Genomic DNA, 21,865 nt, shown 5'->3' with positions numbered 1-21,865 from the left:
TACTGTTACTATCTATTATCGGCTAAAAAAGATTTATTTGCATCAAATATGTCTAATTTTTGTCTGTTTTTCGAAAAAACAAACAAATTACTGTTATAACGAGGTATTTACTACAGCATTATTTTTTCATTTTTTTAAAGCCTGTTGATAACATGTCTAACAGGGAGTGCAATGTTGTGGCTAAAACATTCCCTAAAAAGAAAATGCTAAATGGGTCCCATAAGCGATGTAACTCATCTGCTAACGCATGATCTTTTAGTTCCATAAAAAATGGATGCCCATTTATTAATACATAAGCGCTGTTGACAATAAATAAAATAAGTACAACGCTACCGAAATCAACATGAATACGTTTTTTACGATACTTTTTCGGCAATTTTTTCTTCGTTGCCGTCACATATAACAGCACCGCTATGGTCAACAGTAGATAGGCTGCATTCATGTATTGCATATCTTCTAACACATATTTTGATAGGATATATGGCGATAAAAAGAAGATGCTATACATCACACCAACCCAAATGTAGCGAATAATATCGCTAATTAGTGGGAAATGGCTCCATACTGAGCGATGTGACAACATGTTTTGATACGGATGCCAAATAAAGCGTAAAGCACCCCAGCGATAGTATAAATTACTACGCAAATCTAAATCCGGCCCTAAATAAAAGGTTCCAATCATAAAGCCCAAAACGAAATAAAGGATGCTAACATCATTTATTAGATTGTAAAAAAATAATACCAACACCAAAAGCGTAATAAATATGCTATTAACGCGGTCATGTGTTTTTCCTGAAGACACATTCAACACACTTTCTAGTTATAGATTTGTTTCCATTATACCTCTTTTCAAGGCGTTTGAACATACGTTCGTATTTTATTTTTTAAAATTATGTAAAAGAGGTAGTTGAAAAAATGACGTCGATACCGCAATTCCTGCTGCGCCAATTGATTCTAACAATACTTTCTTTTCTTCGGTCATACCACCAATTGCAATCACTGGTACGCTCGTGCTGTTACAAATTTTTTGTAATACAACTTCCCCGATCGGCTCTTTAGTCGGTTGTGAAAAAGATTGATACACGGGACCAACAATGAAATAGTCGGCATTTGAAACACATTGAAACTCTTCTAACGTATGAATCGATTGCCCTACCAATTTATGTGGATATTGTTGTTTAAAAGCTTCTAAACGATCATCATGTGCCAAGAAGTGTACGCCAGCTACATCATAATTTACCGCTAATTCGATATTACCGTACAAAATAATTTTTTCTTTTTTCACGTTACATGTCAAAAGATAACGCAACAATGTTTCGCTATGCCATTGTTGACGAATACATACATAATCAAAATCATCAATACGTGCAATAACCGCTTCAACAATTTCTTCTATTTTTGCACTAGAAAGTCCATCTGGAATCACAGCAAACACTTTCACATCAACCAACTCCTTCATTAAATGTGGTGTTAATATATCGGAAAAGTTTTGAAAAGTCAAACAACTTTTTATTACTTTTTTGACATTATAAATAATATTGTCATATTAAACTAACATTTTGAGATTGTTTTGTTACAAAAATAAAACGTCGTTGTCTTATTCCTTTGTTATACTGGCAAAGTTAAGAATATTAGGAGGTTTAGAATATGAAAAGTTTACTACGTTCTGCAAGTATTGCCGCATTGTTAGCCTCAGCATTAACGGCACCAATCGCTGCAAATGCCGAGGAGTTATCACCAGCCAAACCAGATGGCCAAGTTGAATGGGAAGGTACACCTTTTGTTACAGATACAACAAATAAATCAAAAGCAACTACAATGTCTACGGGTGAAACAATTATCGATGTTTCAAAATGGCAAGGAAATATCGATTGGGCCAAAGTATCAAACACGGTTGACTTTGCGATTATCCGTACACAATATGGTAGTTCTGTTGAGGACTATATGCACCGTACATATGAAAAACAAGCAAAAGCAAATGGCGTACCATTCGGCGTTTATTCATATAGTTTAGCGGTTTCAAGCTCTGATGCTCGTCAAGAAGCTCGCGACTTCTATAATCGTGCTGATAAAGATGCACAAATGTATGTTATCGACGTTGAAGAAATGACCGGAACTTCTGGTGAGAGCATGCGTACAATTATTAATGCCTATGTAGATGAGTTACGTAAATATACAGATAAAAAAGTAGGTCTCTATATTGCACACCATTTATATAATCAATTAAATTTAGATACATCAAAAGCTGACTTTGTGTGGATTCCACGCTACGGCTCAACGGCTCCTGCTTATAATTACGATTTATGGCAATATACAGATAAAGGAATTGTCAGCGGCATTGGTGGCTATGTCGATTTAAATCGTTTACACCCAAGCCAAGATTTAGGGGATATTCGCGGGAAATCGTCACTTGTGACAGAAGCAGGAAATGAGATTGACCCAACAAAATTCTTCGTAACAAACCCTGGACATGTCATACTAAAAAAAGATGCAAGCGTCTATAAAAACACCACATTTTCAGATAGCCAAAAAATCCGTACGTTAGATAAAAATTCGGTTGTTGAAGTACAAGGCATTTCACTTACATCAAGTGGCGTTCCACGTTTAAAAATTGGCACGAATAAATATATTTCTGCAAACAAAAAATATATGCAAAAAATCACCGCAAATTATGAATCATTCTATTATACGAATCCTAAGAAGATTTTATTGAAGAAAGACGCAAGCTTATACGACAATGTCGACTTTACATCTCAAACACGTGTTAGTGCTGCTACTAAAGGCGCTATATTAGATATCGTTGGCGTTGAATTTACAGATGGTGGCACACCGCGTTTAGAGTTAGCAGATGGGCGCTATATTTCTGCAAATAAAAAATATGTGCAAAAAGTACGTACAGACATTGAAAATTATATTACAGATGTACCTGAACGTGTCCTTACATTAAAAGAACAAACACTTTATAATGATTTCGAACGCACGAGCGTATATAAAAACTATGGTATCGATCGTACATTTGTCATTGATAGCATTGAATATACCGATGCTGGGACGCCATTCTTAAAAACATCAAGCGGTAAATATATGACTGCATTAAAAGAATATACACTCGCTGTTCCAGAAGACATAAAAAAATATTATTACACAACAGATTTCCCTAAAACCGTAAAAACGGTACAAGCTATTTCTGAATTTAGTGATGTTGAGTTACTAACGAAAGTAAAAGGAATCCCAGTTGGTACAACCATTCAAATCGCTGATATCGAATTTAATAAAAATGGGGTTCCACGCTTTAAAACAACTGATGGCACCTATGTTAGTGCTTATAAAACAAAATTCGAGTAACCATTCATAAAAAGTAGGACTTTTACCGTTCCTACTTTTTTTGTTAGCAATTATCTTAGTAATAGCGTGAGCACTTTCGTTGCATCAAATGAAAATACGGTGCTATGATACTCCTAGCTTATGTAGGGGGAAAGACGAATGTCAATTATTCATGTAACGAATCCGCAACAAATAAATGAACAAGTAGCATCTAATAAAATGGTCATTTTAAACTTTTGGGCCACGTGGTGTGGTCCTTGCCGCATGTTCGCAGAAGTACTAGAACAACTTGATAGCGATAATGACGATATTCAAGTGTTGAAAGTCAATGTTGATGAGCATCCGGAAATTTCCGAACAATTTGATGTAATGGGGATTCCACATACACGTGTTATTTTAAATAATGGGATGTATGAGCCACTTGTTGGACATATTCCATTAGAACAACTTCAACCAATGTTACGCGCCGAATTAGACGCGAAATAATTAAAAACCGCGATAGCCGTATAATACGAGCTTCGCGGTTTTTTTAATCGGGAATACGCTGCATTTTAATAAAGCCCCAAACAGGTATGAGTAAAATCATAATAAGTAGTACCCAGAAAAATGGCGATACTTGTGCATGCAATTGTAACAGGTCATAGGTTACAAACACCATCAGTACAGCAGTTGTATTTTTTGTGTAATTTAAAATTTGAACGCTAACGCGATAAAACTGCGCCGCATTTTTTTCATTAATACGCGCTGGATAGTTATGAATATGCGGTTTTCGTTCTAAAACGGTCATTCCAATATGCAGCGCAATTGCTATTATAACGATGATAATCGTCGTCCATTTCGAGCCATAACGGTCGACCGTATCGCCATTATAATGTAGCGGAATTTCTGCTGGTAATGTCATTATTTTGGAGAAGAAAAAGAATAGTAAAAATAACAGTGCTGCATAGCCAATCACATTCGCTATTTTTTCTGACCGCGTTTTAGCTAGTTGAATTTTAGGTCGCATCCTATGCCTCCTCAAACAATTTTTGAGCAACTTCTATCGGAATAATGTCGTGTTGCAATAGTGCTTGAAGTGGCATCCATACCGCTTCATATGTATCATGTGGTGACATAGCGATAAACTCCGCTCCTGTCCCCGAGCCAAAGATGCCGCGCTGGCGTTTTGCAAAATAGTAATACTGCATGCCATTATAAGGTACTTGTAAAAAACAACGCCCAAGCGTCACGACCAGTCCTAGCTCTTCATAAGCTTCCCGAATAGCTGCCTCTTCAACCGTTTCATGTTCTTCTACCTTGCCACCGGGAAAAGTATAGTAGCAGCAGCCATTTTTAACGCGTTTAATGAGCGCTACATTCCGCTGTTCGATCACTATAACTGCACTTCGATTATGCACACCATTCACCTCACACATTATTGTAACATACAAAAAAAGGAAGTTAAGGCTTTTAAACCTCCTACTTCCTTTTTACTTATTGTTTTTTCAACACTAATGTTTCTTGTTTCCCGTCATATGTTAGCGTTAAATTTTTATCTTTTTCTGTAGCTAATGTACATTCGTTACATGAATTCCCTTTTGTAATGGAATTATTCACTAATAATTCGCCTGTACCCGCAATTTTTTCTTCGGCTAATTCGTAGCCTACTTGTTTTGGTAAGTCACCGTCACCAATATACTTGATTGTTAACTCATATTGTTTTTGACCAACCGATGGCTCTTGAACAACTTTATAAGTTGATTCCCACTCACTATTTGTCGCTTTAAAATCGTATGTTTGTGTTGGTTCTTCTTGGCTACATGCCGTCAGTACAACAAATACGATACTTAGCATAAACAATAAACTAAACTTTTTCATCTACTTACATCCTCCTATGGTATTGCACGCCCGACTGTATATCCCGTGAAAATACAGCCACCTAAAAAAGTTCCTTCTAGCGAACGGTAACCGTGAACACCTCCGCCACCAAATCCGGCTGCTTCACCTGCCGCATATAATCCATTGATGGCTTGTTGTTGTTCGTCTAAGACAGCACCGTTTAAATTTGTTTGTAAGCCTCCTAGCGTTTTACGCGTCAAAATATTGAGGCGTACCGCAATGAGTTTACCACTAGCTGGGCTTAATAATTGATGTGGTTTCGCTACGCGTACTATTTTATCACCGATATAGTCTCTTGCGCGATAAATTGTTTGAATTTGTAGGTCTGTTGATTGTTTTTTCACAATTTCGCCATCGCGACTCAAAATTTTCTCCTTAATTGATAAAAAATCAAGTAGTTCATTGCCAGCTAGGTCATTCATCGCTGCGACAAGCTCTTTTACGCCATCTGCCACAACAAAATCGACGCCTTGCTCTACAAAGTCTTGTACAGGTTTCGGTGCGCCTTTTTTAACGCGTTGTAGCACATCAAAAAAACGTTTATTCGTCAAATCTGGATTCTGTTCTGAACCTGATAATGCAAATTCTTTTTCAATCATTTCTTCGGTTAAAATAAACCAAGAATAATCATAGCCGGTTTTACAAATCGCTTCTAACGTTGACAATGTATCAAAGCCCGGATAATTAGGCGCCTCAAAGCGATTGCCTTCTGCATCAAGCCATAATGATGACGGCCCTGGTAAAATACGAATACCATGATTTTCCCAAATCGGCGCAAAATTTCGCAATCCCTCCGTATAATGCCACATCCGATCCTTATTGACGATACGCGCTCCACTTGCTTCAGCTACTTCAAGCATTTTACCATCGACATAACTCGGCACGCCGGCAATCATCGTGCCGGGCACTTTCCCAAGTCGCGCAGGCCAATTTTTTCGTACGAGTTCTAAATTTGCACCGATTCCACCAGAAGCTATGACGACCGCATCTGCCATATAGTCAAATGAGCGCACGACATCGCGCGAGGTTGCTGTTCCACGTTCGGCGGTATCTTGTACTAAAATATTCCCTCGAACGCCTTGTACACCGTCCTCTGTCATCATCAGTTCTGTCACCTGATGTCTTGCTAAATAACTTAGTTGTCCTTCATTACGCGCCGCCAATACACGCTGTTTAAACGGTTCTACTAGCCCTGGACCTGTCCCCCATGTAATGTGAAAGCGCGGCACAGAATTCCCATAACCGCCCGCTAGCATAGCTCCCCGTTCTGCCCAACCGACTACCGGGAAAAACTTGATGCCTTTTTCTTTTAAATAATCATATTTTTTATGCGTCGCAAAATCAACGTAGGCATGTGCCCATTGAATCGCCCAGCTATCCTCATCTTCTAAACGATCAAAGCCAGCTGCATGGCGCCAATCTTTCCACGCTAAAGCAAAGCTATCTTTTACGCCTAAACGTCGCTGTTCGCGTGAATTGACAAAAAATAACCCACCAAACGACCAATATGCTTGCCCTCCAATTGATTGTTCTCCTTCTTGGTCAAGCAATAAAATCGATTTACCACGTTCAATTAATTCGGTTGCTGCAACAAGCCCAGCGAGCCCTGCACCTATGATAATGACATCATATTTCATATCGTAGCCCCCTTTTTGTATTAAATTCTCTTTTTTATGCAGAAATTCCTTTATTTATCTTGAAAAAAGATTAATACTATGCCAAAATGAGATAAGTTACGAAAATGTGAAATTTTTGAGGCGAATTAGTTGATAACGCTTCCAAAAAACGTTAGCGTAATGGTGAAAGAAAAATGCATCATAAGTATTGTAAAAGCTTTTACATAATCAGCACTGTTTTTAACAATCGAACGCTTTACACTTATGATGCGACGACTATAAACTAAATGACAAAGAGAGGTGAGAGTCAGCGAGTTACTCGCTTGACACACTACTATGGATACACGTAAAGAACATGATTTTTTAGGCGAATTAGAAATTCCAAACACAGCTTATTATGGCGTACAAACAATGCGCGCAAAAGCAAACTTCCCAATTACAGGATATACGATTCATCCTGAATTAATTCGTGCAATGGCGATTGTAAAAAAATCAGCTGCACAAGCAAATGCTGCGACACATCAACTAAAACCATCGACTGCAGATGTTATGATTGAAGCATGCGATGAAATCATTGATGGTCAGTGGCACGAGCAGTTTATTGTGGATCCAATCCAAGGTGGTGCTGGTACTTCAATCAATATGAATACCAATGAAGTAATCGCAAACCGTGCTCTTGAAATTTTAGGTTATGACAAAGGTCGCTTCGACATCATTAGCCCGAACAACCATGTCAATATGGCACAATCAACAAATGACTCATTCCCTACTGCAATCCACATTGCAGCACATTCAATGATTCAAAAACTAGGTAAGACGATGAAAAAAATGAAAGACACATTCGTTGCAAAATCATTAGAGTTTGATGATATTGTAAAAATGGGTCGTACACATTTACAAGACGCTGTGCCAATTCGCTTAGGTCAAGAGTTTGAAGCATATGCAGCGGTAGTAGGTCGTGATATTACACGTATTAAAAAAGCACAAGAAAGCTTATTAAGCGTCAACCTTGGTGCAACAGCAATCGGTACAGGTTTAAATGCTGATTTAGAATATCGCGAACTTGCGATTAACTTCTTACGCAAAAATACAGGCTATCCATATGCATTAGCGCAAAACTTAATCGATGGTACACAAAACACCGATGTTTACACAGAAGTATCATCTGTATTAAAAGTGTGTATGCTAAACATGTCAAAAATCTCAAATGATATTCGTATGATGGCTTCTGGCCCAACTGCTGGTCTAGGTGAATTAATTTTACCTGCACGCCAACCAGGATCTTCAATTATGCCAGGGAAAGTAAACCCTGTAATGCTTGAAGTAATGAACCAAGTAGCGTTCCAAGTAGCAGGGAATGACTTAACAATTTCAATGGCTTCTGAAGCAGGTCAATTTGAATTAAACGTTATGGAACCTGTACTTGTGTACAACTTACTACAATCATTACAAATTATGGACAACGTATTTGAAGTATTTACAGAATACTGCTTAAAAGACATCAAAGCAAACAAAGAACGTTTACTTGCTTATGTTGAAAACAGCATTGGTATTATTACAGCTGTATCACCATACATCGGTTACGAATCTTCTTCTCGCATCGCACGCGAAGCACTTGCAACAGGTAAACCTGTACGTGAGCTATGTGTTGAATACGGTCACTTCACACCAGAAGAAATCGACAAAATTCTTAGCCCATACGGTTTAACAACACCGGGGATATCAGGTGACCTTGCACAGTACCGCGCGAAACACCATGAAGAATTAAAATAACTACACAAAAATGAGGCTGGGACATCCGTGTAACAACACCCTCTCAGATGAGCATAAAAAAAACCGGAATCGCGCTGTGGCGCGGTTCCGGTTTTTTGTGGCGAGCGCTAAAAAAGGAAAAGGAACTGTTTTGTCCCAGCCTCTTTTTTTAGGAATACAAGCCATTTAAACTAGCGAATACTTTTTTAACGCAACAAATCGATAAATAAGTCATCCGTATCTGGTTTTGTCGTAATCATTTTTTGTTCAGTCATCCAATCAATTTGTTGTTGCCACGCATCGGCATTATCAGATAAAAATGCTGCGTTTTTATCTTCCATGTTATCCATTAAAATTTGTAAACTTTTCTTTTCGACGTTACTAGATAACGGGAAGTTTTCTTTATCTTGCTTGTCCATTAAAATTTGTAGTGCCTCTTGAGGATGCTTCGTCATATAGGCATAGCCTTTTTCCGATGCACGAAGAAACGCTTTTAATAGTTCTGGATTTTCTTTAATCGTTTGATCTCCTGAAACAAATAATAATTCATAATAATTTGGTACACCATAGTCTGCTGGGTTAAAGGTACGCGTTTTGAATCCTTTTTCTTCCATGACAGGCACTTCATGATTAATCAGTGCGCCACTTAGCGCATCCACCTTATTCGTAATGAGCGCCGGTACTAAATCAAAGCCCACATCTTGCATCTTCACTTTTGCTGGGTCGCCGCCATCCGCTTTCACCATCGATTGCACGTACGCTTCACTCAGGTCGCTCCCTGCATAACCGATTGTTTTTCCTTCTAAATCTTTTGGTGACTGAATATCTTTTTCTTTATCTAACACAATAATGTGATTTAATGGCTCGCGTACAATCGGCCCAATCGATTTAACCGGAATATTTTCATTCGCGCGTGCGCGTACAACATCTTGCTGATAATAAATGCCGACTGTTGCTTTGCCCGCTGCTGTTAACGTTAATGGATCAGTGACATTTTGAGGATATTGAATGTTTAGTTTAATGCCCTCATCTTTAAAATAGCCTTTTTCCTCTGCTGCATAAATGAAACTATGAATCGCATTTGGATACCAATCTAGCACTAGCGTCACTTCTTCTAAGCCTTTTTCAGCTTGTGATTTTTCATCACTACTGCCACAAGCACTCAGTAACATCATACAAATACTTACGATACAAATAGTTATTAATTTTTTCATGATTCTTTCCTCCATGTAATGTATTTTTTCTCAACAACGGCAACAATGGCCGCAAATAACATCGCCATCAGCGATAACACAATAATTGGTGCAAAAACGCCAGCACCATCCATTTGCGTCATCATGCGCTTACTGAAATAGCCGAGCCCTGCTTGTGCACCAAGCCATTCCCCAATCGCTGCCCCAATAACCGTTAATGGTACAGCAATTTTTAAACCTGTGAAAAACGATGGTAAGGCACTCGGTACTTTTAATTTCCAAAATTGTTGGAAATGACTTGCACCAAATGTTTGCAAGAGTTCTAACTGTCCTTTTTTAACACTACGCAAGCCGTCAAATGTATTCATCGCAATCGGGAAAAACGCAATTAATACGGTCACGAGCACTTTACTCCAAATTGTATAGCCAAACCATAGCACAAAAATTGGAGCAAGAGCCGTCGTTGGAATCGTTTGTGAGATAACAAGTAGCGGATAAAAAGCACGTTCAATCCATACACTTGCATCCATTAACAACGCTAAAACGACACCTAATACGAGAGAAATTGCAAGACCAATTGCAATAATTGCAAAGGTTGCGGGTAGATGAATTGTTAGTAATGGTTCGCGAAGCTCCCACATTTTCTGCACGATTTGCAATGGTGATGGCAAAATGTAGGGCGACGCAATCATGCGCGCAAGCCCTTCCCATATGCCGAGTAACAGTAGCATCAATGTAAGTGGTGGCATAATTTTTTTCATTGTCTCTGCCCACCAATCTTCGCATAAATCTGCTCTTTATTCGCAGTAGCATCGACTTCCTCAAACGTTGTAATCGGACGCGTTGTCGCAATCAAAATACGCTCTGACAAAGAGAGTGCCTCCTCGATATCATGCGTAATAAAGAGCACCGTCTTATGCTCGGCTGTGACAACTTCTTTTAACCAATGCTGTAAATCGGTCCGTGTTAGAGCATCAAGTGCGCTAAATGGTTCATCAAGCAATAACACATCAGCTCCCGTTAACAGCGTGCGAATAAAGCTCACGCGTTGCTGCATACCTCCTGATAGTTCATGTGGTTTTTTCGTTTCATACCCCACAAGTCCGAAACGTGTAAATAATTGCTGTGCACGTTCTCTTGCGACCTTTTTAGCAACACCTTGACATTCTAGTGGCACAATCGCATTATCAAGTGCTGTGCGCCACGGCATAAGCTGATGTTGTTGTGGCATATAACCGATGCGTTCAGGTTTCATAATATGGCCTTGCTGCGGCTGTTCTAACCCTAGTAACAAGCGAAATACCGTACTTTTTCCGCAACCGCTTGTACCAACTAAACTTACAAATTCTCGTGCCGCGATATGTAACGTGAGATCTTCTAAAATCGCCTTCTCCCCATATGAGAAGTAGACATCTTCCATTGCTACAATCATGTTCCTTTCCTCCCTTTATCACAACAAAAAAACCATTTCGCATAGGAAATGGCTCTTGTATCGAACAATAAACAGAGCCCACTTCCCTGCGTTAGCATTACCTAATTCAGGTCATAAGGGTTGTCATCTCAGCCGGCTACAGCTCCCCTAGTGGTCAATTAAATGAAAAAACGTCCCATACCTAGACTACTGGCATGGGACGTGATCATGTAAAAATCAATCAACGCTTTCCTACGCTAGTGCAAACTAGATCAGGTTCAAGGATTAATCCATTATGTGAATTTCTCGGCTGACAACATCAGCACTCCTAGCATTTTTTTGTATGTGATTAGCAAGAAGTATACCATAAAAAAGCACGTTAATTCGTTATATATGAAAAATAATGTGAAAAACTTAAATTTTTGAAATTATTTTCGTTTATTTAAGTTCCTTCACTAAAAATTTTCAATACTTGAAAAACATCACGCATTGCCTTTCTCATTAAAAATAAGTGTAAAGCATGTCCCGACTCCCACTGTACTAGCCACACGAATTTGACCGCCATGCTGTTCCATAATCGATTTTGAAATTGCTAAGCCTAATCCTTCTCCACCCGATTGACGCGCTCGGTGCTGATCGACACGGTAAAAACGTTCGAAAATATGTGGCAAATGTTCCGGCGCAATCCCTTCTCCTTCATCTAGCACTTCTAATATATGACCATACGCCTTAATCGTTATCGTTGTATGTGGCGGACTATAGCGTACAGCATTTTGTATGAGATTTAAAATGACTTGCTGGATTTTCATGACATCGAGCGATAAAAGTGCCGGCGCCTGTAGCATATAATCAATCGTATAATCTGCATGTAGCATATTTAATACAGGTGCCATATCCTCAACTAATTCATCGAGTGAAATCAGCTCGCATTGCAAAGGTTCCTCGCGATCTAAATGCGCTAGCTGTAATAAATGCGCTGTCAGCTTTGTCATGCGTGTCGCTTGTATATGGATTTGCTCAATTGATTGCCGTACTTGTTGCGGATTATCTAATGATGAACGAAGCAACACTTCCGTAAAGCCGCGTATCGATGTCAGCGGTGTTTTCAATTCATGGGATGCATCTGACACAAATTGCTGCAATGTTTGCTGCGTTGCATATTCTTTTTCAAATGCTTTTTGTAAGCGGTTTTGCATCTGTTGTACAGACTGCTCAAGTTCCTTAATCTCAGTTGGTGCGTGTGGCACTTCTACTCTGTTGTGCATCGTTTCAGCAGACAATTGCCGTACTTGCGTGTTTAGCATCGTTAATGGTTGTAGCGTTTGGCGGATCACACGACGATAGAACAACAAGGCTAAGGTGAATAATACGGCAACGACGAGCGTAAAAATCATGAGCTGCGTTGCCATTAATTCATTTTCTTCATGTAGTGGAAATGCCACTTTTAGCGTGTGTCCTTGTACTTGTTCATTAAAAATACGCATCGTCGATTGATTGCGATGTGGTCCGCGAAGCGCTAAAATTTGTTGACCATCTATTAAGACTTTTGCTGTAGGAAATTGCTGTGCTAAAAAGCGCTGTGATTCTGCAGTTAGTTGTGAACCTTCAAATTGCAGTGCCTGTACCGCACCATCTACTAACTGTTGTTGTTCCGCATGCATCGAATATTTAAAAATACCTGCCAGTAAAATACTCAAACAGCCATACAAAATAATGAATATCATAATGGTTCGCCGGATTAATTGTTTCCCCATACTCATACGGGCACATCCAATTTGTAACCAAATCCTCGTACCGTTTGCAACATCGTATGCTCAGTATCCCCAAGTTTTTGACGTAATGTTTTCATATACACTTCGACAACATTTACACTACCAAAATAATCGTAGCCCCATACCGCATTTAAAATGGCTTCCTTCGATAAAACCGTTTGCGGATGCTCAATAAAATAATGCAAAAGTTTATATTCTGTTCGCGTAAGCAACAATGGTTCGCCTCGGTAGCGAATTTGCTTTTGCTTTTCATCAATTGTTAACAACGCTTCTTCTTGCTGTACCCGCACATTGCGTAGCCTTGCATGAATTCGTGCTAATAATTCTTCAAAGCTAAATGGCTTTGTCATATAATCATCGGCTAACGCATTCAACCCTTTAATGCGGTCCTCTACTTCCCCTTTCGCTGATAATAAAATTACTTGGCAACCAATATGTTTTTTTAATAAGTGACATACTTCATAACCATCCATACCAGGCATCATAATATCAACAATGGCCACATCAGGTACTATATTTTTAGCTTGTTGTACCCCAGTCATGCCATCATTCGCCACAACTACATCAAATTGCTCCGCTTCTAAGCCCATCTGTAAAAACTGTGTAATGCTTTCCTCATCATCAATCACTAAAATTTTTATCATCGTATCCCCCCTAAATTTTCAGCAAATCTTCAGCTTTCTTTTATTGTTTTAACAGCTTTAACGGCTATACTCAATGTATAAATAGAAGAAAGGTAGGTAGATGCCTTATGACACGCACACAATTAATTACGCTTATTAGTGTTTTATCACTCCCACTCATTATTTGGCAACTCGTATTACAGCCAAATGCCCTGACATTTTGGAATATTATGGCCGTATCATTTGGTGCCATCGCATTTAGCTCATTAAGTTTCGTTCTATTTCTAGGTGCTCGTCCGCGCTTTATTGCGTACCATGTTGGACAAAAAGCGCATCGTATTTTAGCAGTCATCGGCATCGGGGCCATTCTCCTTCACAATCAAGCTGAAGGATTTGTCGATAATCCCGAGAGCACACATCAAGCCGCAAGCTATGGCGGTAATGCCCAAACGATTTTTTTAATTATTGCTGGGTTAAGTCTCGTATTTTTAGCAACAAAATGGCTTCTTTATACACCTGCTATCCTGCAAAAATATATTAAAAAATTATCATTTGTTCGCTATGATTGGGTGAAATGGCTTCATCACTTCAATCTTGTAGCGATCGCATTAATGGGCCTTCATGTCGTCTTTATTAATAACGCACTTGGCGCGCCACTTGCTAGTAGTTTATATGCATGTTATTTAATCGCCGCACTGAGCTTTTATGTACCGCTTCTTTACGCAAAAATACGCCGAGCGAATGCAACAATCGTCTCAATGAAGCCTCTCAGTAATACAATCGTTGAAATGATTGTCGAGACAAATCAGCCGTTAGCCATTGGTCAAACTGTCTGGATTCGCCAACGCGCAGCTGAGCACCCCTTAACAATTGTTGATAAACACGACACACAATACACATTCATTTTCAAAAAAGTCGGTTCATTTACGAAACGGCTCGCAACACTTGATGCCCAAACACCGTTATTTCTTTCAAAGGGCTATGATGCATTGCCATCATTCGAAAAACCACTTCTTTATATTGCAGGAGGTAGTGGCATCACACCTGCTCTAGCTGCAGTCAATGTTTGGAAGCAGCATCCTACACAACCTTTTCATTTATATTGGTCTGTACGCACGATGGATGAACTCGCATTAGATGGCTATTTCCGCAAGTTGCAACGCACACAGCCACAATTCCACTACTATCCTTACGTCACAAGAGAGGGAACACAACAGCGCTTGACCGCACAGGACCTCGCACAAAATATCGATTTAGAAACAGCTACCGTAACCATTTGTGCGGCTGCAAAAGCGACAAAAGAATTTGAACATATGTTGCGGGAGCTAACAATTGACGATATTTTTACCGAAAGTTTTTAAACAAATAGATTGTCAAATTAACTGCACCACTTCATATTCAAATGCATCCTGGGTGGTATTCCAGTTGAGGCACTTTCGTGATCGATTGTTGATCAATGAAAGTGCTTTTTCTATTTTCGATGATGTGAGTTGCCCCAAATCCATTCTTTTTTGGAAAAATTCGTGTAAAAGATCGTTACGATTTTCATTTTTGCCACATTGCCATGGTGCATACAGATCTGCGAAGTAAAAATGAAAAAACGCCCCAAGCCAGAATACGGGCATGGGACGTGATTATGTAAAAATCAATTAACGCTTTCCTACGCTAGTGCAAACTAGATCAGGTTCAAGGATTAATTCATTACGTGGATTTCTCTGCTGACAACATCAGCACTCCTAGCATTTTTTTGTATGTGATTAGCAAGAAATATACCATAAAAAAGATAGGAGTTGAGAATATCCAAAAAATAATATAAAAATTTAAACTTTTGATGGAAGATATATTGGTTTTAATGCTTTTACTAACTTTGTCGCTAAAAAGCCGCTAACAATGGCTAACAAGATATCTGCTGGAATACTTGTCACAAAACCTATCATCAACACGTAGCGCCATGACACATCTGCTTGTAGCCAAATATTTAACATGACATATAAATACGGTATGGCGATACTATAAATAATAATAAGTCCGATAAAATTAGCGGTAACATATTCTTTCATCGTCTTTTGCTCTTTTTTTTCCAAATAACTTCCCATGATAAAAGCAGCTATAAGAAAGCCAATTAAAAAACCAAAGGATGGTTTAAAAATATACATAGGCCCTCCACCTTCGTTAAACACCGGTAAGCCAATAAGCCCCAACCCTATATAAATAATTTGACTAAAAAAAGCACCCTTTGCTCCTAGTAAAGCCGCGGCTAAAAAAACCATCACAATTTGTAACGTAAAGGGCACAACTGGAAGCGGAATTTTAATAAATGCTCCTATAGCAGTTAATGCAGCGAAAATGGCGATTAAAATCATAAAATGAGTAGGTTCTTTTCTCATAAGCTTGCTCCTCGCTCTTTAAAGTAATCGCATGTCGCCTCATAGGCCACATCCAACATAAAATTCATTTCATCCTCACTAATAATATAAGGGGGCATAAAATAAATAATGGACCCAAGTGGACGCAATAAGACGCCTTTCTCAAGCGCTCGCTTATAAATTTCATACCCAATACGTTCATCGCTTGCAAAAGGTTCCTTTGTACGAGTGTTTTTAACTAATTCAATCGCACCAACCATCCCAGTTTGACGAAACTCACCTAAATAGGGGAAGTCTTTAAATCGCTTGATGACTCCTTCTCTTAAACGTCTCGCCTGTTGCTGTACAATTTCAATGTAATGTTCATCTTCAAAAATTGTCAATACTTCTTGTGCCACGCGACACGCTAGCGTATTGCCAGTATAGCTATGAGAATGCAGGAAAGCTTTTAACGTTTGATAGTCATCGTAAAAAGCGTCATAAACTTCATTCGTCGTAACGACGACAGACAATGGCAGGAACCCACCTGTAATCCCTTTTGACAGGCAGATGAAATCAGGTTGAATAGCTGCCTGTTCACAAGCAAAAACAGTCCCTGTGCGTCCAAACCCCACTGCTACCTCATCAGCAATCAAATGAATATCATATTGTTTACATAATGCCTCTAATTTTTCTAAAAAAACAGGTGGATACATATTCATACCCGAAGCACACTGGATCAGCGGCTCGATAATAACTGCTGTCAGCTCCTCATGTTGAGCGATAATATCTTGTTCAACTGCTTGAATACATGGTGCTTCACAAGTATCGCGCTGTTTTCCAAAAGGACAACGATAACAATCTGGTCCTTGACTACGGATAGTGTCAAACATTAATGGGCGAAATACTTTATTATAAAGTTCAACATTACTAACGGAAAGTGCGCCAATCGTTTCGCCATGATAAGCATTTGTAAAAGCTAAAAAACGTGTTTTGCGTGTTTGTCCGGTTTGTGCACGATACTGAAAACTCATTTTTAAGGCAATTTCAACTGCCGATGAGCCGTTATCGGCAAAAAAAACTTTTTCAAGTCCTTCAGGTGTCATACGAACAAGACGCTCTGCTAATTCGATGGCTGGTTCATGAGTAAAATTTGCAAAAATGACATGTTCTAACGAATGAGCTTGTTCTGCTAGTACATTGGCCAACCGTTCATTGGCGTGGCCAAATAAGTTTACCCACCACGAAGAAACAGCGTCTAAATAGCGATTTCCTGCATCATCATACAGCCAAACGCCTTGAGCTTTTTGAATTACTTTAGGCGGAAACTGTTCATAATCTTTCATTTGTGAACACGGATGCCAAATATGTCGTAAATCGCGTTCTTGTAGTGTAGTCAATGTATTGTTAGTAATTAAAGATGTCGTGCTATGTTTCATCGTGTCATCTCCTTTATGAGCGAGCTTTCAGCTAATGAAATCGTTGGAATAGCTTCTTCACCAGCTACTTTTGGTACGATGGCATATGGTAATTCTTTAGTATGTATTGCCGTCATACGCAAAATAGTGGCGATATTATCATTTTCCATTTCACAATCGGTATAGCTATTGAACATGATGCCTTTAACTTGAATACCACGAGATATTAACGCTTCAAATGAAAGCATAGTATGATTAATCGTACCAAGGCCTGTTTTAGTAACAAGTACGACTGGCCAGGAAGATGCTTGAATAACATCGATTAAACAGTCTAGTTGTTCATTAAGGGGCACAAACAAACCTCCTGCCCCTTCACAAATAATTTGCTCATAACGTGTTGTCAATTCCTGCAATGTATGCTGAAGCTTTTGGCAATCAATATGAGCATTTTCTAATCGTGCCGCTAAATGTGGCGACGCTGGCGTTTTAAACGAATAGCTATTCAGATCATGAAGCTCTAACGGGATAAGCGAAAAGCGTTTATACATAGATGTATCATAATAACTCGCCTCTCCATTTACATAAATTTGTCCTGTTTGAACGGGTTTAAAAACAGTTACTTTTCGTTGCTTTTGAAGTTGAAGTGTACGCATCATAAGTACAGTACAAAATGTTTTGCCGACATCCGTGTCTGTGCCGACCATCCAAAAATGTGTCATTTCTTTTCCTCCTTTTTGCATTTGAGTTAACCAAACACAAATAAAAGTTAACTCAAAAAACTTGTATTGTAAAGGGGATTTAACTTTTTTCACTAATGTATAATTGTATTTTTTAATAAAAAGCTTATTTATTAGAATTTTATACATTTAAATATAAAGCTATTTAAAAAAAATTTACTCATCCTATGATGGTGATACTAGATGCATGATGACAACAGAGGAAAATAGCTCAGTTTAAACTAGCCTGTTCAGTATGTCGTTGCGATAAACGATTAAAAAACTCACCTATTCCTGACGTAGGTGAGTTTTTTGTATCCATGACATCCGGGGGTGGAGTCTCATGAGTTTATATGTTTAGTTTAATCGTTAGTTGTGGAAAAAGTATGAATTGGGAATGACAATCTAAAGGTTGTGCCTTGATTTTCGACACTTTCAACGGCAATTTCACCATCGAGCGCTTCCGTTAAGGCTTTCACAATCGCAAGACCGAGGCCCGTACCACCTTTATCGCGCACGCGTGATTTTTCAACGCGATGGAAGCGGTCAAAAATAAATGGCACATCTTCTGCTGGAATCCCAGTGCCTGTATCGCTAATTTCAATCATCAATGTCGCTTTTTTCTCAAATGCACGCAATGTAATCGTACCTTGTTGCGTATAATTGACAGCGTTTTGCAATAGATTAATAATAATTTGCTCAAAGCGCATGCCATCTGTTTCAAGGTCTTGCAGCGGTTGTTGAATGGCTACATCTAGCGCAAGATTTTTTTGCTGCGCTTTTAATTGCACCTTATCTGCGGCGCCTTCAAGCAATTCCTCTATATCAACTGCCTGTTTATAAAACGTCATCATGCCTTCTTCCATTTTTGACAAATCAAAAACATCTTGAATCAATTTCGATAAGCGTACCGATTCTGTGTCGATAATATGTGCATATTTTTTCAATTCTTCGTCGGAATGATACTGACCATTTTCAATCAACTGCGCATAGCCTTGTAAATACGATACCGGCGTTCGCAACTCATGTGAAATATTCGCCAGCAATTCGCTACGATTTTTACGATAATTATTTAATTCGACACTTAAATCATTAATCGATTCACCAAGTACACCAAGTTCATCTTTGCTCGCTACTACTACTTTTGTATCTTGGCCTTTCGCAATTTTACGCGTAGCTGCAGTCATATTTACAAGTGGCCGCGATAGCTTCCATGACACTAGCATCGTATAAACAAATGCCAACAAAATCGCCATTAAAATACTGCGCAATGTCCAATAACGTACTTGGTTCATCGTATCGTACCAACTCGTGACATTGGACATCACGAGCACGCCACCGTTGTATTTTCCGGCTTTTAATAGCGGCTTTGCCACATAATGATAGCGCGCTCCTGTAGCATTTTCCGTACGGCTCCCTGTATACGATTTTTCGCCATTTTCAAGCGGTTCACGCCACTGTGCATCAATCGTATCTTGTTCAAAAAACTCGTATGCCGAGCGCGATAAGATTTTACCATTTTTATCAAACACAATAATGGCATCATCGCTTAAACTAAGCATTAAATCAATACGATCTGACGTGATAACAGGCTCTTGTTCCAATTGCATCACGGCACGCGTCGCCAGCTTCTCAACGGAGGCATCGACATAATCACTATAAATATTTGCAAAAATACGATCAATCAACACCGCTAGTGGCACTAAAATAATTAAAAAGAGCGCCATAATAAGCGCACCCCATTTAAAGCCGACGCGATTAAACATGCGCATCCTCAGGCATATCAAATTGGTAACCTAAGCCCCAGACGGTTTTAATGAGCTTTGTAGATGTCCCAATTTTTTTCATTTTGTAACGAACATTTTTGACATGTGAATCAATCGCACGTCCATCGCGTTCATGATCCTCATCCCATAATAAGTGCAGCAAATCATCGCGCGTAAACACTTGATTCGGCGCTAACGCTAGTTGCTTTAACAATTCAAATTCTTTCACAGTAAAATCAATTTTTTGCCCATCCATATAAACGCTAAACGATTGAATATCCATTTTAAATGGCCCATATTGAATGACCGATTCATCCTTTTCTTCCTGCATCGTTGAACGACGAATCAACGCATGAATTCGCGCCTTTAGCTCCGCAAAATCAAATGGCTTTACTAAATAGTCATCAGCTCCTAATTCTAATCCTCGTACACGGTCTTCAACTTCTGTGCGTGCCGTCAACATTAAAATCGGTGTCTGACTCATACGACGTACTTCTGCACAAAGTGTAAAACCATCCACATACGGCAGCATAATATCTAATAAAATAGCATCAAATGTTTCGAGGTTAATTTTTTCAAGTGCCTCAGCACCATCTTTCGCAATTACAACATCATAATCCGCGCTCAAATGCAACGTTAATAGCTCCTGCATGAGCACTTCATCTTCTGCGACCAATAAACGCATCACTATCACTCCTTGTCATCAGTATAGCGTAAATAGTAAAAAACGCGCTATTGCGCGATTTTCACAATCATGACGATTTATGCAACTTCGGTTTAATAAACATAAACCAAGCAACAATGGCGACCATTAACATAAACCAGACGCCCCAAATCCAAACATTTTCAAAAACAGCTGTTAAATATACGGCAACGAATGTCACAATTGTCATCACAAACATACTAATAAACATCTGCTTTGTAGACATCTTTTTTCCTCCGTTTCGTACGCATTACTGTTAGTATAACGATGTTTACGTTTCAAAAAATTACTTCATGAAAAATGGCAAAAAAAAAGCGTGGTGCTGTCACAAACTATTTGTGATGGCTCCACACTTTATCCATAAACGAATTAGTTTTCTACTACATTGTATGTGTAATCATTTTGCTCAAACATTTTTTCCCAATCTTCGCGCGATGTTTCTGTAAAGTGATCTAGTTCAGTCACTTGTCCATCTACTTTAAATTGAATCGTTTCGAGTTTCGGAAAGTTTGTAAATAGTGAGGTAATGATTTCTACATAATTCTCATTTGTATAAGCAAAATTATTTTCTAACATCCCTTGACCATTAAGATCAAGAATAACTTTTTTCTCATCTTTTGATACCGCATAATTATTAAAATACGTCGTATAATAACGATCATATAATGTCATTAAGATTTTTTTCGTTTGAGAGCCTTCTGTCGCGTAAGAATAATCGACACGCGTTGTAATAAATTGCTCATCGTTCATATCATAAATAACAATCGAATCATCTGTGGCATCTTCTTTTAAGCTGAGTGGCTTTGTTAAATCTGCCTTAGCTGTTTCAGACTCCGTTTCTCCACTTACAGCACCGGTGTCTTTATTGTCTTCAGTTGTCGTTTCTTGCTCAGTAGTGACCTCGTCATTTGAAGTCGGTTGTTGTTCTTCATCTGTTGTTGCATTACTATCCTTACTATCGGATGTTGTGGATTCTTGTTGCTGCTCATCCGCTTCAGTTTGTTCGTCCTCTGTTTGTGTTGTCGCACTCGAAGACTCCTCCGCTGTTTGAGTCACTGGTGCTTGCTCGTTGTTAGCACTTGAATTATCAGAATTATTTCCACAAGCAGCTAACATGGCAACTGTTGCTGCCGTCAAAAGCATCATTTTTTGCATAAGTTTCACTCCATTTCCTCTTGTAGTATACCTGTAATTTTGTTTTTACACAAAGAACATTTTGTCACAATAATAAGTATATCGTGAAATGCAATGAAGTATTTCTAACATTGAACTACTTTTTCTCTTACTTTATGACATTATTATACCATTCTTAACAAAATCGTCCTGTTACATGCAATCGTTGTTAAAG

22 protein-coding genes and 3 riboswitches are annotated in these 21,865 nt (G+C 38.8%); of the genes, 4 read left to right on the top strand and 18 right to left on the bottom strand.

Features of this window, described 5'->3' with window-relative positions; genetic code table 11:
- Positions 1–118: 118 nt before the first annotated feature.
- Positions 119–802 carry a metal-binding protein gene (locus tag V514_RS0110725; RefSeq protein ID WP_035944731.1) on the bottom strand — a complete coding sequence of 228 codons (684 nt, stop codon included), beginning with the start codon at positions 800–802 and terminating at the stop codon, positions 119–121.
- Between the two features lie 75 nt (positions 803–877).
- Complete coding sequence (locus tag V514_RS0110720; protein WP_152528968.1) at positions 878–1,459, bottom strand: thiamine phosphate synthase; 582 nt, start codon at positions 1,457–1,459, stop codon at positions 878–880.
- 188 nt (positions 1,460–1,647) lie between these two features.
- On the opposite strand from V514_RS0110720, the gene V514_RS0110715 reads away from it, so the two are divergent.
- The gene (locus tag V514_RS0110715) at positions 1,648–3,345 is read left to right on the top strand and encodes a DUF5776 domain-containing protein (RefSeq protein WP_029499944.1); all 1,698 of its coding nucleotides are present in this window, start codon (positions 1,648–1,650) and stop codon (positions 3,343–3,345) included.
- Positions 3,346–3,483: 138 nt separating this feature from the next.
- Positions 3,484–3,810, top strand: coding sequence for a thioredoxin family protein (locus tag V514_RS0110710; RefSeq protein ID WP_029499943.1), 327 nt, complete (start codon positions 3,484–3,486; stop codon positions 3,808–3,810).
- Between the two features lie 43 nt (positions 3,811–3,853).
- Here V514_RS0110710 and V514_RS0110705 read toward each other — a convergent pair whose 3' ends face one another.
- From V514_RS0110705 to V514_RS0110690, 4 genes are read right to left on the bottom strand one after another with little or no spacing between them, the layout of a single operon-like run.
- The gene (locus V514_RS0110705) at positions 3,854–4,330 is read right to left on the bottom strand and encodes a DUF1648 domain-containing protein (protein ID WP_029499942.1); all 477 of its coding nucleotides are present in this window, start codon (positions 4,328–4,330) and stop codon (positions 3,854–3,856) included.
- A gap of 1 nt (position 4,331) precedes the next feature.
- On the bottom strand, positions 4,332–4,739 hold the full coding sequence (locus tag V514_RS0110700) for an NUDIX hydrolase (RefSeq protein WP_239584626.1): 408 nt from the start codon (positions 4,737–4,739) through the stop codon (positions 4,332–4,334).
- A gap of 58 nt (positions 4,740–4,797) precedes the next feature.
- A complete protein-coding gene (locus tag V514_RS0110695) occupies positions 4,798–5,181 on the bottom strand; it encodes a hypothetical protein (protein ID WP_029499940.1) in 384 nt (127 codons plus the stop codon).
- A gap of 14 nt (positions 5,182–5,195) precedes the next feature.
- Positions 5,196–6,839: an FAD-binding dehydrogenase gene (locus V514_RS0110690; protein WP_029499939.1), complete on the bottom strand. Its 1,644-nt coding sequence runs from the start codon at positions 6,837–6,839 to the stop codon at positions 5,196–5,198.
- 315 nt (positions 6,840–7,154) lie between these two features.
- Here V514_RS0110690 and V514_RS0110685 point away from each other — a divergent pair, with 315 nt between their 5' ends.
- Positions 7,155–8,591: an aspartate ammonia-lyase gene (locus V514_RS0110685; protein WP_029499938.1), complete on the top strand. Its 1,437-nt coding sequence runs from the start codon at positions 7,155–7,157 to the stop codon at positions 8,589–8,591.
- Positions 8,592–8,776: 185 nt separating this feature from the next.
- On the opposite strand, the gene V514_RS0110680 is transcribed toward V514_RS0110685, so the two are convergent.
- From V514_RS0110680 to V514_RS0110660, 5 genes are all read right to left on the bottom strand, one after another.
- Positions 8,777–9,784: an ABC transporter substrate-binding protein gene (locus V514_RS0110680; protein WP_029499937.1), complete on the bottom strand. Its 1,008-nt coding sequence runs from the start codon at positions 9,782–9,784 to the stop codon at positions 8,777–8,779.
- The gene (locus V514_RS0110675) at positions 9,781–10,524 is read right to left on the bottom strand and encodes an ABC transporter permease (RefSeq protein WP_029499936.1); all 744 of its coding nucleotides are present in this window, start codon (positions 10,522–10,524) and stop codon (positions 9,781–9,783) included. The genes V514_RS0110680 and V514_RS0110675 overlap by 4 nt, the downstream gene beginning before the upstream one ends.
- Positions 10,521–11,195, bottom strand: coding sequence for an ABC transporter ATP-binding protein (locus V514_RS0110670; RefSeq protein WP_029499935.1), 675 nt, complete (start codon positions 11,193–11,195; stop codon positions 10,521–10,523). Before V514_RS0110670 ends, V514_RS0110675 begins: the two co-directional genes overlap by 4 nt.
- A 66-nt stretch (positions 11,196–11,261) precedes the next feature.
- A riboswitch (TPP riboswitch) is annotated at positions 11,262–11,354 on the bottom strand.
- A gap of 52 nt (positions 11,355–11,406) precedes the next feature.
- A riboswitch (TPP riboswitch) is annotated at positions 11,407–11,514 on the bottom strand.
- Between the two features lie 142 nt (positions 11,515–11,656).
- Positions 11,657–12,898, bottom strand: a complete 1,242-nt coding sequence (locus V514_RS19040) for a sensor histidine kinase (protein ID WP_161630193.1) — start codon at positions 12,896–12,898, stop codon at positions 11,657–11,659.
- A 32-nt stretch (positions 12,899–12,930) separates the two neighbouring features.
- Positions 12,931–13,590, bottom strand: a complete 660-nt coding sequence (locus tag V514_RS0110660) for a response regulator transcription factor (protein ID WP_029499933.1) — start codon at positions 13,588–13,590, stop codon at positions 12,931–12,933.
- 107 nt (positions 13,591–13,697) lie between these two features.
- Between V514_RS0110660 and V514_RS0110655 the strand changes: the two genes are divergently transcribed.
- Positions 13,698–14,930: a hypothetical protein gene (locus V514_RS0110655; RefSeq protein ID WP_029499932.1), complete on the top strand. Its 1,233-nt coding sequence runs from the start codon at positions 13,698–13,700 to the stop codon at positions 14,928–14,930.
- A gap of 279 nt (positions 14,931–15,209) precedes the next feature.
- Positions 15,210–15,317: riboswitch (TPP riboswitch) on the bottom strand.
- A 72-nt stretch (positions 15,318–15,389) separates the two neighbouring features.
- Here the strand turns inward: V514_RS0110655 and V514_RS0110645 are convergent.
- The 7 genes from V514_RS0110645 to V514_RS0110615 form a co-directional block, all read right to left on the bottom strand.
- Positions 15,390–15,932, bottom strand: a complete 543-nt coding sequence (locus V514_RS0110645) for a biotin transporter BioY (RefSeq protein WP_235073286.1) — start codon at positions 15,930–15,932, stop codon at positions 15,390–15,392.
- A 20-nt stretch (positions 15,933–15,952) separates the two neighbouring features.
- A complete protein-coding gene (gene bioA / locus V514_RS0110640; RefSeq protein WP_051392457.1) occupies positions 15,953–17,353 on the bottom strand; it encodes an adenosylmethionine--8-amino-7-oxononanoate transaminase in 1,401 nt (466 codons plus the stop codon).
- Positions 17,350–18,051 (bottom strand): dethiobiotin synthase, encoded by a 702-nt coding sequence (bioD, locus tag V514_RS0110635; RefSeq protein ID WP_029499928.1) that lies wholly within the window; start codon positions 18,049–18,051, stop codon positions 17,350–17,352. The genes bioA and bioD overlap by 4 nt, the downstream gene beginning before the upstream one ends.
- 359 nt (positions 18,052–18,410) lie before the next feature.
- On the bottom strand, positions 18,411–19,814 hold the full coding sequence (locus V514_RS0110630) for a sensor histidine kinase (RefSeq protein WP_029499927.1): 1,404 nt from the start codon (positions 19,812–19,814) through the stop codon (positions 18,411–18,413).
- A complete protein-coding gene (locus tag V514_RS0110625) occupies positions 19,807–20,499 on the bottom strand; it encodes a response regulator transcription factor (protein ID WP_035944671.1) in 693 nt (230 codons plus the stop codon). Before V514_RS0110625 ends, V514_RS0110630 begins: the two co-directional genes overlap by 8 nt.
- 67 nt (positions 20,500–20,566) lie before the next feature.
- Positions 20,567–20,743: a hypothetical protein gene (locus tag V514_RS20405; protein ID WP_161630192.1), complete on the bottom strand. Its 177-nt coding sequence runs from the start codon at positions 20,741–20,743 to the stop codon at positions 20,567–20,569.
- A gap of 143 nt (positions 20,744–20,886) precedes the next feature.
- A complete protein-coding gene (locus V514_RS0110615; protein ID WP_029499925.1) occupies positions 20,887–21,681 on the bottom strand; it encodes a hypothetical protein in 795 nt (264 codons plus the stop codon).
- Positions 21,682–21,865 lie beyond the last annotated feature (184 nt).

It is taken from the genome of Kurthia huakuii LAM0618 (genome assembly GCF_000505545.1).
Classification (GTDB): domain Bacteria; phylum Bacillota; class Bacilli; order Bacillales_A; family Planococcaceae; genus Kurthia; species Kurthia huakuii.
The sequence above is the reverse complement of the archived record's forward strand: the minus strand, read 5'-3'. Positions and strand labels throughout refer to the sequence as shown.